This window comes from Polaribacter sp. Hel1_85 (assembly GCF_000766795.1).
Lineage (GTDB): Bacteria > Bacteroidota > Bacteroidia > Flavobacteriales > Flavobacteriaceae > Polaribacter.
This window is the reverse complement of record NZ_JPDS01000002.1, coordinates 105,819-122,575: the sequence shown is the minus strand read 5'-3', so window position 1 is coordinate 122,575 and position 16,757 is coordinate 105,819. Positions and strand designations below refer to the sequence as shown.

Below are 16,757 nucleotides of genomic sequence, written 5' to 3'. Positions count from 1 at the left end.
AATATTACTTGGTTTTTTGGTTAGTTATTTTTTAATTCCAATTAGTGTGATAACTCTTATCTGAATCATCATCTAATCGTTTATAAGTGTGTGCTCCAAAATAATCTCGTTGAGCTTGAATAATATTGGCAGATGCATATTCTGTTGTAATTCCGTTTAAAAACTGAATAGATTCACTTAAAGCTGGCATTGATATATCATTAATAATACTTTGTGACACTACTTTTTTTGCTGATGGTTTATAATTTTTAACAAGATTTATTAATTCTAAATTTGTTAAAATATTGTCGGTATTTTTAAATACTTCTACCAAATCTTCCATTAAAGATGATCTTATAATGCAACCATTTGTCCAAATTCTAGCAATTTCGCTTAAATTTAAATTCCAAGAGGATTTATTTGAAGCTTCAGAAATTAATTTAAATCCTTGATAGTGATTTACAATTCTTGCAAATTGATAGGCTTCTAAAATTTCTTTAGTGGTAACATTTAATTCTGCACCATTTACAGTTTCAAAATTCTTATTTAATTCTACGCGTTCTTCTTTATAAAATGAAATATATCTAGAAAATAATGCAGATGCAATTAAAGTACTTGGTACCCCAAGTTCTGCAGATGCAATTGTCGTCCAGTTTCCTGTTCCTTTATTTCCTGCTTTATCTAATATTTTGTTTACAAGCCAATCATCACCTTCTTTTTTTCTAAAAATGTTTGTAGTTATTTCTAATAAATAACTGCTTGCTTCATCTTGCCAAGATTCTAAAGTGTTGGCAATTTCATCTGGATTTTGTCCTAATGATTCTAAAATAGTAGAAACTTCTGCCAATAACTGCATTTCTACATACTCTACACCATTGTGAACCATTTTTATAAATTGCCCACTTCCTTCTGGACCAACATAGGTACAACATGGTTTTCCGTTTTTATCTTTAGCAGAAATTGTTTCTAAAAAGATCTTAACATTATTATAAGCATCTAAATCTCCACTTGGCATAATAGAAGGCCCTTTAAGAGCTCCTTCTTCTCCTCCAGAAACTCCTGTTCCTATAAAGTGAATTCCTTTTGGTTTTAAATAATCGAAACGTTCTTTGGTTTTTTTGTAGTTAGAGTTTCCTCCATCTATTATAATATCATTTTCAGATAAATGTGGTAATAAATCTTCGATAACATAATCTATAGTTTTACCTGCATTTACCATAAGCATAATTCGCCTTGGTTGCTGCAAAGAATTCACAAAAGCCGAAATATCATCGTAAGCTTCTGCTTCAGATAATTCGGAATATTGATTTTTAAAATCTTTTGCTACATCTTCTTCAACTCCATCAACATGTCTATTAAACATTGAAATTTTAAATCCATTATTGGCTAAATTTCTACATAGGCTTTTGCCCATAACGCCTAAACCAAATAATCCAAATTCTGAGTTATTCATTAATTCTTTTTTTATTTTTTTTATAATTTTTCCAGGTGATAAACTAATATCAATTTCAATAGAATTTTTAGGTTCTTCCAAAGTGTCAAATTGAGACTTTAATAAATCTGAACTCATAAAATGACCTTTACGCGCATTAATTCTTTCTCTAATTTGTTTAAAAGAACCATTAAGGAAAACCCATTTTGAACTACATTCAATATTAGTTTTTAAAATATTACGATAACTTTCTTTTAAAGCTGAACAAACTATTACACAACCTTTATCACCTAATTGTTTTATTGCTAATTTATTTAATGTTTGTAGCCAACCCAATCTATCGTCATCATTTAAAGCTTTTCCGCTAGACATTTTTGCAATATTGTTTTTAGGATGAAAATCGTCTCCGTCAAAAAATGGAATATTTAATTCTTGGGCGAGTAGTTTTCCGATAGTGCTTTTCCCACAACCAGAAACTCCCATGATATATATAATTTGTGCTTCGATTTTGATTTTTTTTGGGTACCCAGATTGGTTATCCAGTTTGGGTACCCAAATATAAGTATTTTAAATTTAAATATTACTATGGAATATTTAAATTTTATAAAAAAGGATAATTAATTTAAGTTTATAGAAATGAGGACTTTAATAAATAGATGTTTTGACTGATGATTTTATAAATAAGTAATAGAAAAACCCCATTACTTTAAAAGTAATGGGGTTTTATGTTTTTTGAGGTTTTGTTCTATTGATTCAAACCAATATTTTCAATATCATTATTTTCTTTCAATAATATTGATTTTTTACTTGGAATAAAAAGTATTTTATCTTCCCATTTAGGGTTTTTGTAAATGATATTTACCTTTTTTGCATTTTTGCTTACTTTCACAAAACCACTGTTATGTATTAAACAATTTGTGATAACGTTATTTTTGCCTTTTAAATCTATTGGTGTTTTTACTTTATAACTATTTTCAAAAACAGAATTCGTAATCTTTACGTTATGAATTCCATCAGTTCTAAGAATTTTTCCTTTTTCTTGATTATACACATCACTAAAAACACAATTTTTTACAATTAAATTTCCTCCGGGTATTTCTGGAGTAATCACTTTTCTAATATAATTTACAGCAGCTTCTTCAATATTTTTGAAAACCGAATTATCTAAAATAATAGTATTGGCATTATAAAAACCCATGATATTTTTGTCGTATGACAAATTTAATCCTCTGTAATTGTTTTCAAATCTAGAGTTTTTAAAACTTAAAGTGTCTGCTTTTGTCCCGTTATAAGCTTTAAAAACACTACCTCCATTTTTGTTTTTAAAGTTTTGAAAAGTAATATTATCTACAAATAAGTTATAAAGACCGCTCTCTTGTTTGTCAGGTGAAACTATTGCGTATTTTAGATTAGAATTTTCTCCATCTAAAATAGCATTGCTAATATCTAAAGTGATTCCCTCATTTACTCTAAATAGGTAATTAATAGGTTTTTCTAAGCCTTTTTTAGCTGTTATTATTGTTGCTCCACCTTTGTCCCCAATAATAGTAATGTTTTTACCAATTTTAATTTTCTTTTCTAAAATATATTCTCCGGTTTTTAAATTCAATACAGATCCAGGAGAAGCTTTGTCTATTGCTTTTCTTAAAGTTTCTAAACCTGGTTCTACTGTAATATCTGCTGGTTTTATAATAGGTGCAACAATTTCTGGTGTCCAACCTGGGCCAGCTCTAAGTTTTAGTGCTTTTGGCAACTTTTTTGAATCTAAGTTAAAAGCACCTGCATTAAAAATTTGTCTTGTAGTATTAGTAATGTCTTTTTCAAAACTTTTACTGTTTTTATTAACTGATAATAAGTCATTGTTATTTGATGTTGGAATAGGGAATGAGCCTAATTTTTTCCAGTCTATTTTAGTTGCAGAAAATCCTTTTAAAGCCTCTGGGCTTGGAGAGTCTATATAGTTATTGTTAAAAGATATTCCAGATACATTATCCGAAAAAATAACATTTTCACTTGCTTTAGTATTGTATATTAGATTGTTTGAGAAATTAGTGTTGATTGGTGCTAATGTTTTTTCATCATCTTTTCCTTCTCCAAATGAAATTGGCCCTGAATTAATAATTGTATTATTTTGAATATCAACATTTTTAACTTGATGATATCTGTTTAAAGGTGAATTTGGAACTCCATTCATAACTACGATTGGGCCTCTGTATCCATCTCCAGTTAAACCAATTAAATAATTATTTCTTACAATATGACCTTGATTTATAATTCTAATTCCTCCAGTTTTAGAAACACCATTTCCTAAGAATACATTTCTTTCTACTAAAGCATTATTACCATGTCTTAAAGTTAGAGTTCCTTTACTTTCTACAAATAAATTGTCTCTAAAAATATTGTCGCAAGATTTGTTAGACACTATTTCAATTTCACCATCACAATTGGCAAAAATATTTCTTTCTACTATTGTTTTAGAAGATTTCATAGAGTTTGCACTTGTACCAATTCTAATTGTTTCTCCACCATTTTTACCTAAATCTGGTCTAGATCCAAATAAATTATTGTCTATTCTATGATTGTTTTCTATATGTTCTTTTCCTTTTAACCAAACCACTAATGTAGTTCCTTCACTAGTTTTTCCTGTAAAATTATTATGATCTACTCTATTGTTTTTTCCCCAAATATCAACCCAATGGTCTTTAAGAGGAGTTTCTGTATTAAAATATGATATTGTTGAGTTTGTAAAACGACAATTATTAGCAAATGTTTTAGAGTCTTTTCTAAACTGCACTACAGATTTATATTCTGTATCTCCGTCTTTAAACCAAAGTCCACCTACAATTATATATTCTCCATAAATATTTAAAGTAGAATTACCAGAAATAATTACTTGTCCAGCAGTTTCTGCTTTAATCAAAATAGGATTTCCTTCTTCTCCTTTTCCATAAGCGTTTAATTTAACATCTTTCCAAACACCATTTTTTAAAACAATAATATCACCTGCTTTAGCAGCTTTAATAGCATTGTTATATTCTGTAATATTTGAGACTAAAATCTCTTGGGCATTCGTTTGAGATGTTGTGAAAGCTAAAATTGCTATAAGTGTTAAGACTATTTTTTTCATAAAAGAGAATGTAATATTGTTTTTCATTAAATACCTAATCAAAAAGGGAATCAAAACCTAATTGGTTAACCAATTTGGTTAACCAAATGTACGGATATTTATTTAATTAAAAAAAAATTGGTTTAATTTGATGGTGATAAAATTCTTGTTTTTAAAAGAAAATTTGAAGCAAAAAAAAACCTTTAGAATTAAATTTCTAAAGGTTTTTTGAAAGTATGAGAAAGCTTTTTTTACAACTTAAAAGCTTCTTTTATGGTATCTACATAATCTAACTTTTCCCAAGTAAAAGTTTCTACTTCTTCAGAAACGGTTTCTCCCATAGGGTTTGTAAATGTTACTGTTTTAACTTCTGGAGTTCTTCCCATATGACCATAAGCAGCAGTTTCAGAATAAATAGGAGTTCTTAATTTTAATCGTTTTTCAATAAAATAAGGACGCATATCAAAAATAGATGCTACTATTTTACTAATTTCTCCGTCAGATAAATCTACGTTAGAAGTATTGTATGTTTCAACATTTATACTTGTTGGTTTAGCAACACCAATTGCGTAAGAAACTTGTACTAAAACTTCTTTACAAAGTCCTGCAGCAACTAAATTTTTAGCAATATGCCTTGTTGCATATGCTCCAGATCTATCTACTTTAGAAGGATCTTTTCCAGAAAAAGCTCCTCCACCATGAGCACCTTTTCCTCCATAAGTATCCACAATAATTTTTCTTCCTGTTAAACCAGTATCTCCATGAGGTCCTCCAATAACAAAAACTCCAGTTGGGTTTATGTGATATGTAATATCGTTTGTAAATAATTTTTGAATGTGAGCTGGTAATTTTGCAACAACTCTAGGAATCAAAATCTCTACAATGTCTTTTTTAATTTTCGCTAACATTACTTCATCAGACTTGTCAAAATCATCATGCTGAGTAGAAATAACAATTGCGTCAATTCTTTGTGGCACATTATCGTCAGAATATTCAATTGTAACTTGACTTTTTGCATCTGGTCTTAAGTAAGGAATATCAGTATTCTCTCTTCTTAATGCAGCTAGTTCTATCAATAATCTATGAGATAATTCTAAAGCCAAAGGCATATAGTTCTCAGTTTCATCTGTTGCATAACCAAACATCATTCCTTGATCTCCTGCACCTTGATCTTCTGGATTTGCTCTATCAACTCCTTGGTTAATATCTGGAGATTGTTCGTGAATTGCAGATAAAACTCCACAAGAATTTCCATCGAACATATATTCTCCTTTTGTGTAACCAATTTTGTTAATTACATCTCTAGCAATTTTTTGTACATCTAAATACGTTTTAGATTTTACTTCACCAGCTAAAACAACTTGTCCTGTTGTAACTAAAGTTTCACAAGCAACTTTACTTGTTTTATCAAAAGCTAAAAAGTTATCTATTAAAGCGTCAGAAATTTGATCTGCAACCTTGTCTGGATGTCCTTCAGAAACACTTTCTGAGGTAAATAAATATGACATAATAATCTTCTTTTATGATATTAAAAATGATTCCTTTATAGAATGTATATAGGTTTCCTTAAAATTTGTCTTTCCTGTGTAAACAGGAATCAAGAAAAATGAAAAGAGATTGCTTGGTCGCTGAAAGGAGTAGATAATTACTGCTTTAGCATTTTTTGTTTCGGCTGATAATAATCAGCGTCAGAGGTTGCAATCAGTTCAAATTTTTCCTCTAAAATTCTGTGCAAAGTTACACTATAAATCTAAATAACATAATTTTTAATAATAATATTTTTTTATGGTATCATTAATAAAACTAAGCTCGTTATTAAATATTTATTTAATCATTAAAAACTTTATGTTTTTAATGAGATATTGTTAGCTGTTTTAAAATAATTCCAATTTTATTTGGATATTAAATTTTTCTGAGCATATATTTGCACTCACAAAGTTCAATAACTTATTGAAATGTTATCAAGAAAGGTGAAGGGATTAGACCCGTTGAAGCCTTAGCAACCCTTTTCGTGAGGAAAAGAAGGTGCTAAATTCTACTTAATTTCAGATTCATTTATCAGAAATTGGATAGATAACCCAAAAACAAGTACACCTTCGTGTATTTGAATAATTCTTAATAACATTTTTCTAGTAAGTACATCAAAAATTTTGATGCATTCAACTTTTGTTTTAATTCTAAAATGATTCACAATATGCAATATTGTGTTTCTTTTAAAAATGTCATTCTCGTGAAAACGAGAACCAATATTAACTCAAAAAAATTAGAAAAATGAGTACGTACAAATTAGCAACAAACGCATTACATGCAGGGCATGACGTAACACAAAATGGAGGAACAAGAGCAGTTCCTATTTATCAAACTTCTTCGTATGTTTTTAACAATTCAGAACATGCAGCAAATCTTTTTTCATTAAAAGAATTAGGTTTTATTTATACTCGTTTAAACAATCCTACAAATCAAATTTTACAAGATCGTTTGGCGGCTGTAGAAGGTGGAATTGGAGCAGTAGTTTTTGCTTCTGGAACAGCAGCAATTTCAACAGGATTATTAACACTTTTAAAAGCAGGAGATCATATTGTGGCTTCTAGTAGTTTATATGGTGGAACGTATAATTTATTAAGTGTTACTTTACCAAGGTTTGGTATTACTACTACGTTTGTAGATGCTTCTAATCCAGACAATTTTGCAGAAGCTGTACAAGACAACACAAGAGCATTTTTTGTAGAATCTTTAGGAAATCCTAAACTAGATGTTTTAGATTTAGAAGCAATTGCTGTACATTCTAAAGCAGCAGAAGTGCCTTTTATTGTAGATAATACTGTAGCAACACCTGCGTTATTAAATCCTATTAAACATGGAGCAAATATTGTAATTCATTCATTAACAAAATATATTGGAGGTCAAGGAACTTCTTTAGGTGGAGCAATTGTAGATGCAGGAACGTTTAATTGGGCAAATGGTAAATTTCCAGAATTTACAGAGCCTTCAGCAGGTTACCATGGATTAAAATATCATGAAGCTTTAGGTGCAGCATCATATACTTTTAAATTAATTTTAGAAGGATTACGTGATTTTGGTGGCGCTTTAAGTCCTACAAATGCATTTAATATTATTCAAGGTTTAGAAACTTTACCAGTTAGAATTCAGCAACATTCTAAAAATGCTTTAGAATTAGCAAAATGGTTAGAAGAGCAAGAAGAAGTTGCTTGGGTAAATTACCCTGGTTTAGAAAGTAGTAAGTATAAAGATTTAGCTGATAAATATTTACCTAATGGACAAAGTGGAATTGTTACTTTTGGTCCAAAAGGAGGATTTGAAGCAGCAAAAACAATAGCAGATAAAACAAAAGTATTTTCTTTATTAGCTAATATTGGAGATACAAAATCGTTAATTATTCATCCTTCTAGCACAACGCATCAACAATTAGATGAAAAAGAACAAGAAAGTGCTGGTGTTAGTCAAGATTTAATTAGATTGTCTGTTGGTATTGAAAATATTGAAGATTTAAAAGCAGATTTAAAAGCAGCTTTTTCAGAATTATAAATAAATGTCTTCTTGAGCGCAGTTGAAAGTTTTAAAAGTTTTGAAAAAAGTTTAAGAGAGTATAAAAAAAATTAGTTTGTCATTTTGAGCGAAATGAAATGAAGTCGAAAAATCTAATTTTAGATTTCTCCACAAGGTCGAAATGACAAACTAATGTACTTTGAAAAAAAATCATTATTTTAATAAAAAGGATTATAAATAGATTTGGAACATCAATTACAACATATAAAAATAAAAGATTTTACATCAGAATCTGGTGCTTTAATTTCTGAACTTAATTTGAGTTATCAAGAATTCGGACAAAAATTAGGTTCAGCTCCTGTAGTGTTAATTAATCATGCTTTAACGGGTAACTCAAATGTTGCTGGTAAAAATGGTTGGTGGCAAGATATTGTTGGAGAAAATAAAGCAATAAATACAGATGTTTATACAATCTTATCTTTTAATATTCCTGGTAATGGTTTTGATGAATTTTTAATTGATAATTATAAAGATTTTATTGCCAGAGATGTAGCAAGAATATTTTTAGAAGGCTTGTCAATTTTAAATATTGATAAAATATTTGCTTTAATTGGAGGTTCTTTAGGTGGAGGAATTGCTTGGGAAATGATGGTTTTAAACAATAAATTAACCCAACATTTTTTACCAATTGCTACAGATTGGAAATCTACAGATTGGTTAATTGCAAACTGTCAAATTCAAGAGCAATTTTTAGTAAATTCTAGTAATCCTGTGCATGATGCACGTATGCATGCCATGTTGTGTTATAGAACTCCAGAGTCTTTTAAAGAACGTTTTCATCGATCAAAAAAAGAAGATTCAGACATTTTTGACGTAGAAAGTTGGTTGTTGCATCATGGGAAATCTTTGCAAGAACGTTATCAATTATCTTCATATAAATTAATGAATCAATTATTAAAAACAATTGATGTAACTATTGGAGGAGAAAAATCTGATGAAATTTTAGATAAAATTGATGCCAATATTCATATTATAGGTGTTGATTCTGATTTGTTTTTTACAGCAGAAGAAAATAGAGAAACACATAAAAAGTTAGCATTAACAAAAGATAATGTTACATATAATGAAATAAATTCGGTTCATGGTCATGATGCATTTTTAATGGAATATGATCAACTACAAAAAATTATAGAACCTATTTTTAATAAAGATTATAGAGAAAAGAAGATGAAAGTTTTAAAGTTTGGAGGAAAATCTTTAGCCAACGGAAAAGGCTTAAAAAATGCTATAGAAATTATAGTCAATAAATATAAATCCGGAGAAAAAATTACGATTGTTGCTTCTGCAAGAGGGAATTCTACGAACGAATTAGAATCTATTTTGCAAAATGCTGCAGCAAAAACTGCTTATAAATCGAAGTTTGAAGAATTTAAAGCATATCAACTAGAGCCAAATAGTGAGGTTGATTTTTCTGAAGAATTTTCAAAATTAGAAACCATTTTTGAAGGGGTTTCTTTGTTAGGAGATTTTAGTCAGAAAATTAAAGATGAAGTTTTAGCACAAGGAGAATTATTATCAGTAAAATTAGTAGCAAGTTTATTGGAAAAAGAAAATATTTCTGCCAATTCTGTAGATGCAAGATCTTTAATAATTACGGATGAAAATTTCGGAAATGCGCAACCTATTACAGCGATTTCTAAAGAGAATGTTATTTCTTATTTTAAGAATAGTAATGCCATTAATGTTGTTGCTGGTTTTATTGCATCTAATAAAAAAGGAGAAACAACTACTTTAGGTAGAAATGGAAGTAATTACACAGCAGCTTTATTAGCAAATTATTTAGATGCAGATGAATTGCAAAACTATACACATGTAAGTGGAATTTACACTGCAAATCCAGATTTAGTTGCAGATGCAAAAAAGATTGAACAATTATCTTATTCAGAAGCAAATGAATTGGCAAATTTTGGTGCAACTATTTTACATGCAAAAACCATAATTCCGTTATTAGAAAAAAATATCAACTTAAGAATCTTAAATACTTTTAATAAAGAAGATAAAGGAACTTTAATAACTTCAGAATCTTCAACAAAAGGAATTAAATCAATTTCTACAATTGAAGATGTTGCTTTATTAAACTTTGAAGGAAGAGGTTTATTAGGGAAAGTAGGAGTAGATGCTCGTATTTTTAAAGCTTTAAGTGATAGAAATATAAGTGTAAGTATAATTGCGCAAGGTTCATCAGAAAGAGGAATAGGATTAATTATTGATGCGCATAATTCTGAAGAAGCAGTTGCTGCATTAGAAAAAGAGTTTGAAAATGATTTTTATTCTCAAGATGTAAATCAGATTTCTGTTGTAAAAAATGTTTCGGTAATTTCTATTATCGGTCAAGATTTAAGCGAATTTCATTTACCTTATAATGCTTTGATAAAAAATCAAATTGTGCCTGTTTTATTTAACAATACTGTTACTGGTAAAAACGTCAGTTTGGTGGTTAAAAGAAATGAATTGTATAAAGCAGTAAATGTAATTCATGGTCAGGTTTTTGGAGTAACTAAGAAAATAAACATTGCCATTTTTGGTAAAGGTTTAGTTGGAGGAACTTTAATTGATCAAATAATAGAAAACACACAATCTGTTTTAGAAAGAAGAAAATTACAATTGAATGTTTTTGCAGTTGCAAATTCTAAAAAAGTACTGTTAAAAAAAGATGGAGTTTCTAAAAATTGGAAAGAAAATCTTTTAGAAAAAGGTGCAGAAAATGTAAATGTTAATGATATCATTGCCTTTGCAAAAGAGCATCATTTCGAAAATTTAATTGTAGTAGATAATACAGCTAGTGTAAATTTTGTAGCAAATTATATTCCTTTTATAGAAGCTGGTTTCGATTTAGTTTCTTGTAATAAAATAGCCAATACTTTATCTTTCGATTTTTATAAAGAAGTTAGAGCAAAATTAAAAGAATACAAAAAACAATACTTGTATGAAACTAATGTTGGTGCAGGTTTACCTTTAATTGATACGATTCGTTTACTACATGAATCTGGAGAAAACATCACTAAAATTAGAGGCGTTTTTTCGGGGAGTTTAAGTTATCTTTTTAATACTTTTTCTGCAGAAAATGTTTCTTTTTCAGAAACATTACAAGAAGCAATAGATAAAGGTTTTACAGAACCAGATCCAAGAGAAGATTTAGGAGGAAATGATGTTGCTAGAAAATTACTAATTTTGGCAAGAGAATTAGAATTAGAAAATGAATTATCAGAAGTTGAAATTAAAAATCTAATTCCTGAAAATTTAAGAAATGGTTCTGCGGATGAATTTCTAGGTAATTTAGAATTGTTAAATGATGAATATCAAATAATAAAAGATAATCAAGAGCCAAATCACGTTTTACGTTATATTGGTGAATTAAGTGGAGATTTGTCTAAAAATAAAGGGAAATTAGAAGTGAAATTAGTTTCCACAGATAAAAGTACACCTTTAGGTTCTTTAAAAGGTTCTGATGCAATTTTTGAAATTTATACAGAATCTTATGGAGAACAACCCATTGTAATTCAAGGAGCAGGAGCAGGAGCAAGTGTAACTGCAAGAGGAGTTTTTGGAGATATATTAAGATTAGCAAAACATAATAATTAAAAAAAATAGTAAGTAGTTTTTAGTTGATTATATTTCAGTCAAATAAGAACAACTAAAAACCAACCACTAACCACTATTTAAATGAGTAAACATTTCGAAACAAAAGCCATTAGAAGTCAAACTGAAAGGAGTCAGTTTTCAGAACATTCTACACCATTATATTTAACATCAAGTTTTGTTTTTGATGATGCAGAAGACATGCGTTCATCCTTCGCAGAAGAAAAAGAACGTAACTTGTATAGTAGATTTACAAACCCAAATACAACAGAATTTGTAGATAAAATTGTAGACATGGAAGGAGCGGAATCTGGTTATGCTTTTGCAACAGGAATGGCAGCAATTTTTTCCTCTTTTGCAGCTTTATTAAGTGCAGGAGATCACATTGTTTCTTGTAGATCTGTTTTTGGTTCAACGCATGGTATGTTTACCAATTATTTACCAAAGTGGAATATAGAAACTTCTTATTTTAAAGTTGATGAAGTAGATTTGGTAGAAAGTTTAATTAAAGAAAATACTAAGGTTCTTTATATTGAAACACCTACAAATCCTGCTGTAGATATTTTAGATTTAGATAGAATTGGTAAGATTGCAAAAAAGCATAATCTAATTTTTATTGTTGATAATTGTTTTGCTACACCTTATATACAACAGCCAATTAAATTTGGAGCAGATTTAGTAATTCATTCTGCAACAAAATTAATTGACGGACAAGGTCGTGTTTTAGGAGGAGTTACTGTTGGTCGAAAAGATTTGTTAAGAGAAATTTATCTTTTTGCAAGAAATACTGGTCCAGCAATGTCTCCATTTAATGCTTGGGTTTTATCTAAAAGTTTAGAAACTTTATCAATAAGAGTAGAAAAACATTGCGAAAATGCATTAAAAGTGGCTCATTTTTTAGAAGAAAATGAGAATGTAGAATTTGTAAAATATCCATTTTTACAATCGCATCCACAATATGAAGTTGCTAAAAATCAAATGAAATTAGGAGGTAATATTGTTGCTTTCGAAATTAAAGGAGGAATTGATGCTGGGAGAAAATTTTTAGACAAAATTAAAATGTGTTCATTATCTGCAAACCTAGGAGATACAAGAACAATTGTAACACATCCTTCGTCTACAACACATGGTCGTTTGTCTGAAGAAGATCGTCTAGAAGTTGGTATTACAAATGGTTTGGTTCGTGTTTCTGTAGGATTAGAACATGCAGATGATATTATATCAGATTTAAAACAGGCTTTAGAACTTTAATAAAAATTAAATCTTTTTTTATAGTAGAATTTTGTTAAAAATTGAATTCTGTTTGCTGAATTATGACTAATTTTAAGTCATCAATTAATTAGAGTTTTTTTTGAAAAATATTATGAAGTTATTATACAATGTTTTTACAGTTTTAGTTATTGCATTTTTATTCCTTAATTGTTCTAAAGATTCAAGTAAAGTAGAACTTCCAGATAATTTGTCTTTATCTTCATTGACGGAGTTTTCTGCTAATGAAGAAATGCAATCAATTACTGTAACCTCTAATTTGGATTGGACAGCAATTGATGATGTTAATTGGGTTATGATTACACCTTCAAAAGGAACTGATAATGGATCAATAGATGTTTCTGTAGAAGCAAATTTAAGTGATAGTAAACGTACAGGAAAATTAACAGTAAAGGGGAGTGGCCTTTCAAAAATCATAATAATTACACAAGCAGGAAAAGAAAGTAATCAATCTTCAGGAGAGTTAGATCCAAATAAAGCACCTTCTGAAAATTTTGATTTATCTACCTGGAAATTGAATACTCCAGAGAATAATGGAAGTGGTTTTTCAAAAACTATTTCTGTAAGTGATATTAATAACAGTTATCAAAATAGTAATTACTTTTATACAGCAGATGATGGAGGGATGGTTTTTAAATGTCCTGTAAAAGGTTATAAAACATCTGCAGGTACTAGTTATACAAGAGTAGAACTTAGAGAAATGTTAAGAGGAACTGATACAAGTATAAGTACACAAGGAGTTAATAAAAATAATTGGGTTTTTGGTACTGCTCCAGAAACAGATAAAACTGCAGCTGCTGGTTTTGATGGTGAAATGAATGCAACTCTTGCAGTAAATCATGTTACAACAACAGGAGATAGTAGTCATATTGGTAGAGTTATTATTGGGCAAATTCATGCAAATGATGATGAACCAATACGTATATATTATAGAAAATTAAAAGATAATGCTTTAGGTTCTATCTATTTTGCACATGAACCAACTGACGGAAATGGAAGTGAACAGTGGCACGAAATGATAGGTTCTAGAAGTAATAGTGCTTCTAATCCTTCAGACGGAATTGCTCTTGATGAAAAGTTTAGTTATACAATTAAAGTTGTTGGAGATATTTTAACAGTTACAATTTTGAGAGAAGATAAAGATGATATTGTAAATACCATAAATATGGTAAATAGTGGTTTTAATGTTAGTGGCCAATATATGTATTTTAAAGCAGGAGTTTATCATGTAAATAATTCTGGAGATGATAATGATTATGCTCAAGTAACTTTTTACGCTTTAGAAAAATCTCACACCTTAAATTAAAATAGATTTTTCTATTTCTATAAGTCATTTTTTTTATAAAAGTTTATCCTACTATTTTACTATAGTAATTACATTAAATTGTGTAATTTTGTTTTATGCTTTCAAAGAAAACAAAATACGGTATTAAAGCGCTTACTTATTTAGCAAGACAGGAAAATAAAACACCTGTTTCTATTGCTACAATATCTGAGAGTGAAAATATTTCTTTAAAATTTTTAGAAAGTATCCTTTTAACACTTCGTAAAAACGGATTATTAGGTTCTAAAAAAGGAAAAGGTGGAGGTTACTATCTTTTAAAAGAATCTAATGAAATACAAATGACTGCAGTTATGAGAATTTTAGAAGGTCCTATTTCTATGATCCCTTGTGTTAGTTTAAATTTCTATGAAAAATGTGATGATTGCCCAGATGAAAATGCCTGTGCAGTTCATAAATTAATGGCGCAAGTTAGAGATAGTTCCTTAGAAATATTTAGAAATACTACGTTGGCAGAATTGTGCAATTGCTAAAACACTTTTTAATTTTATTACTTCATTAATTATTTTTAATTACTAAATCCTTGTAGTAGTTGGTAATTCATAATTTTTATAGCTTTTTTTTATTAATCTACTAATTCTATAGGCTTTAGGTTTTTTTTAGGGTTTTATCATTTTTATTTATGTATAAATGATGTATGTTTGCATACCCTATTAAAGAGGTAGGGTAATTATTTGAATTAATTTTTTTATGATTTTAAACCAAATCATTTTTAGTAAAAAAGCACAGGGTAAAGGTTTTGAAGAAGATAAAAATTCTGAAAAACCTTTACGCAGTGTATTAAAAGCATTAAGCTGGAGAATTATTGGTACTGTAGATACTTTAATAGTATCGTACATTTTAACAGGAGAAATTGCCTTAGCAACTTCTATTGCTTCAGTAGATTTTTTAACAAAATTAGTTTTGTATTTCTTTCACGAAAGAATTTGGAACAAAATAAAATGGGGAAAATAATGAGCCTAGATTTAGAGAGAATAAACAATGAATTAAAAGACAAAAGTCCAGAAGAAATTATTTCTTGGGCTGTTTCTTTTGCAAAAAATGCTGTAATAACAACCAACTTTAGACCATATGAAGTTGCAATTTTAAAAGCAGTAACAGATGTTCAGAAAGACATTAAAGTAATCTGGTGTGATACTGGTTATAATACTGTACAAACTTATAAGCACGCAGAAGAAATTATAGAAAAGCTGAATTTAAATATTCACTTATATACACCAAAGCAAACTGCTGCTCATAGAAATGTAGTTTTAGGAGTACCTTCAATAGAGGATCCTAAACATGTTCTTTTTACTGAACAAGTAAAGTTAGAGCCATTTGCAAGAGCAATGAAAGAACATCAACCAGATGTGTGGTTTACAAATTTAAGAAAAGGTCAAACTGCATTTAGAAATAGCATAGATGTTGTTTCTGTTAGCAAAGACGGAATTATAAAAGTTAGTCCTTTTTACAACAGTACAGATGAAGAGTTAGACGCTTATTTAGTAGAAAAAAACCTGCCAAATGAGTTTACATATTTCGATCCTACAAAAGTAGAAAGTAACAGAGAATGTGGTTTACATATCTAAAACATAATTATGAGTAATAAGACAATACAAGTAGATGCTTTAGAAAGTGAAGCAATTTATATTTTTAGAGAAGTAGTAGCTCAGTTTGAAAAACCTGTGTTGTTGTTTTCTGGAGGAAAAGACAGTATAACATTAGTGCGTTTAGCGCAAAAAGCATTTTATCCTGCAAAAATTCCTTTCCCTTTAATGCACATTGATACAGGTCATAATTTTCCTGAAACGATTGAGTTTAGAGATCGTTTAGTCAAAGAATTAGGAGTAGAATTAATTGTAAGAGATGTTCAAGATAATATAGATTCTGGTCGTGTAAAAGAAGAAACTGGTAGATATGCAAGTAGAAATATGTTGCAAACAGAAACTTTATTAGATGCTATCGAAGAATTTGGATTTGATGCATGTATTGGAGGAGCAAGAAGAGATGAAGAGAAAGCTAGAGCTAAAGAAAGAATCTTTTCTGTAAGAGATGATTTTGGTCAATGGGATGAAAAAAACCAACGTCCAGAAGTTTTCGATATGTTAAACGGAAAAATAGATTTAGGACAAAATGTACGTGTTTTTCCAATTTCTAACTGGACAGAATTAGATGTTTGGTCTTATATAGAGCAAGAAGATATCGAAATTCCTTCCATCTATTTTGCACACAAAAGAAAAATATTTGTTAGAGACGGAATGATTTGGTCTGCAGATGATGCAGTTGTGTATAGGGATAAAGAAGAAGTTGTAGAAGAAAGAATGGTTCGTTTTAGAACTGTTGGAGATATGAGTTGTACAGCAGCAGTTTTATCTGATGCTGTAGATATTGCAAAAGTAGTAGAAGAAATTAGAGATTCATCTATTTCAGAAAGAGGTGCAAGAATAGATGATAAGCGTTCTGAAGCAGCAATGGAAAAAAGAAAACAACAAGGGTATTTCTAA

The 16,757-nt window shown here is 29.2% G+C and carries 11 protein-coding genes and 1 riboswitch; of the genes, 8 read left to right on the top strand and 3 right to left on the bottom strand.

Annotation, left to right across the window (positions count from 1 at the left end; translation table 11 throughout):
- Positions 1-31: 31 nt before the first annotated feature.
- The 3 genes from gndA to metK form a co-directional block, all read right to left on the bottom strand.
- Entirely contained in the window at positions 32-1,894 is a 1,863-nt protein-coding gene (gene gndA, locus PHEL85_RS07765; protein WP_036823561.1) for an NADP-dependent phosphogluconate dehydrogenase, read from the bottom strand.
- Between the two features lie 262 nt (positions 1,895-2,156).
- The gene (locus tag PHEL85_RS07760) at positions 2,157-4,538 is read right to left on the bottom strand and encodes a polysaccharide lyase 6 family protein (protein ID WP_156109142.1); all 2,382 of its coding nucleotides are present in this window, start codon (positions 4,536-4,538) and stop codon (positions 2,157-2,159) included.
- A 230-nt stretch (positions 4,539-4,768) separates the two neighbouring features.
- Positions 4,769-6,025 carry a methionine adenosyltransferase gene (gene metK, locus PHEL85_RS07755; RefSeq protein ID WP_036823558.1) on the bottom strand — a complete coding sequence of 419 codons (1,257 nt, stop codon included), beginning with the start codon at positions 6,023-6,025 and terminating at the stop codon, positions 4,769-4,771.
- A gap of 447 nt (positions 6,026-6,472) precedes the next feature.
- Positions 6,473-6,597: riboswitch (SAM riboswitch) on the top strand.
- Between the two features lie 191 nt (positions 6,598-6,788).
- Between metK and PHEL85_RS07750 the strand changes: the two genes are divergently transcribed.
- The 8 genes from PHEL85_RS07750 (at position 6,789) to cysD (ending at position 16,757) form a co-directional block, all read left to right on the top strand.
- Positions 6,789-8,063, top strand: a complete 1,275-nt coding sequence (locus tag PHEL85_RS07750; RefSeq protein ID WP_036823556.1) for an O-acetylhomoserine aminocarboxypropyltransferase/cysteine synthase family protein — start codon at positions 6,789-6,791, stop codon at positions 8,061-8,063.
- A gap of 204 nt (positions 8,064-8,267) precedes the next feature.
- Positions 8,268-11,666 carry a bifunctional aspartate kinase/homoserine dehydrogenase I gene (thrA, locus tag PHEL85_RS07745; protein WP_036823554.1) on the top strand — a complete coding sequence of 1,133 codons (3,399 nt, stop codon included), beginning with the start codon at positions 8,268-8,270 and terminating at the stop codon, positions 11,664-11,666.
- Positions 11,667-11,747: 81 nt separating this feature from the next.
- Positions 11,748-12,914: a trans-sulfuration enzyme family protein gene (locus PHEL85_RS07740; RefSeq protein ID WP_036823551.1), complete on the top strand. Its 1,167-nt coding sequence runs from the start codon at positions 11,748-11,750 to the stop codon at positions 12,912-12,914.
- A 112-nt stretch (positions 12,915-13,026) separates the two neighbouring features.
- The gene (locus PHEL85_RS07735) at positions 13,027-14,238 is read left to right on the top strand and encodes a polysaccharide lyase family 7 protein (RefSeq protein WP_052108496.1); all 1,212 of its coding nucleotides are present in this window, start codon (positions 13,027-13,029) and stop codon (positions 14,236-14,238) included.
- A gap of 95 nt (positions 14,239-14,333) precedes the next feature.
- The gene (locus PHEL85_RS07730; protein WP_036823549.1) at positions 14,334-14,747 is read left to right on the top strand and encodes an RrF2 family transcriptional regulator; all 414 of its coding nucleotides are present in this window, start codon (positions 14,334-14,336) and stop codon (positions 14,745-14,747) included.
- A gap of 217 nt (positions 14,748-14,964) precedes the next feature.
- Complete coding sequence (locus PHEL85_RS07725) at positions 14,965-15,228, top strand: DUF2061 domain-containing protein (protein ID WP_036823536.1); 264 nt, start codon at positions 14,965-14,967, stop codon at positions 15,226-15,228.
- Positions 15,228-15,842 carry a phosphoadenosine phosphosulfate reductase family protein gene (locus PHEL85_RS07720; RefSeq protein WP_036826019.1) on the top strand — a complete coding sequence of 205 codons (615 nt, stop codon included), beginning with the start codon at positions 15,228-15,230 and terminating at the stop codon, positions 15,840-15,842. The genes PHEL85_RS07725 and PHEL85_RS07720 overlap by 1 nt, the downstream gene beginning before the upstream one ends.
- A 9-nt stretch (positions 15,843-15,851) precedes the next feature.
- On the top strand, positions 15,852-16,757 hold the full coding sequence (cysD, locus tag PHEL85_RS07715; RefSeq protein WP_036823533.1) for a sulfate adenylyltransferase subunit CysD: 906 nt from the start codon (positions 15,852-15,854) through the stop codon (positions 16,755-16,757).

Bases quoted from the DNA above. Each gene is read 5' to 3' on its own strand.
- gndA (WP_036823561.1), bottom strand. From the start codon at position 1,894: ATGGGAGTTTCTGGTTGTGGGAAAAGCACTATCGGAAAACTACTCGCC.
- PHEL85_RS07760 (WP_156109142.1), bottom strand. From the start codon at position 4,538: ATGAAAAAAATAGTCTTAACACTTATAGCAATTTTAGCTTTCACAACA.
- metK (WP_036823558.1), bottom strand. From the start codon at position 6,025: ATGTCATATTTATTTACCTCAGAAAGTGTTTCTGAAGGACATCCAGAC.
- PHEL85_RS07750 (WP_036823556.1), top strand. From the start codon at position 6,789: ATGAGTACGTACAAATTAGCAACAAACGCATTACATGCAGGGCATGAC.
- PHEL85_RS07740 (WP_036823551.1), top strand. From the start codon at position 11,748: ATGAGTAAACATTTCGAAACAAAAGCCATTAGAAGTCAAACTGAAAGG.
- PHEL85_RS07735 (WP_052108496.1), top strand. From the start codon at position 13,027: ATGAAGTTATTATACAATGTTTTTACAGTTTTAGTTATTGCATTTTTA.
- PHEL85_RS07730 (WP_036823549.1), top strand. From the start codon at position 14,334: ATGCTTTCAAAGAAAACAAAATACGGTATTAAAGCGCTTACTTATTTA.
- PHEL85_RS07725 (WP_036823536.1), top strand. From the start codon at position 14,965: ATGATTTTAAACCAAATCATTTTTAGTAAAAAAGCACAGGGTAAAGGT.
- PHEL85_RS07720 (WP_036826019.1), top strand. From the start codon at position 15,228: ATGAGCCTAGATTTAGAGAGAATAAACAATGAATTAAAAGACAAAAGT.
- cysD (WP_036823533.1), top strand. From the start codon at position 15,852: ATGAGTAATAAGACAATACAAGTAGATGCTTTAGAAAGTGAAGCAATT.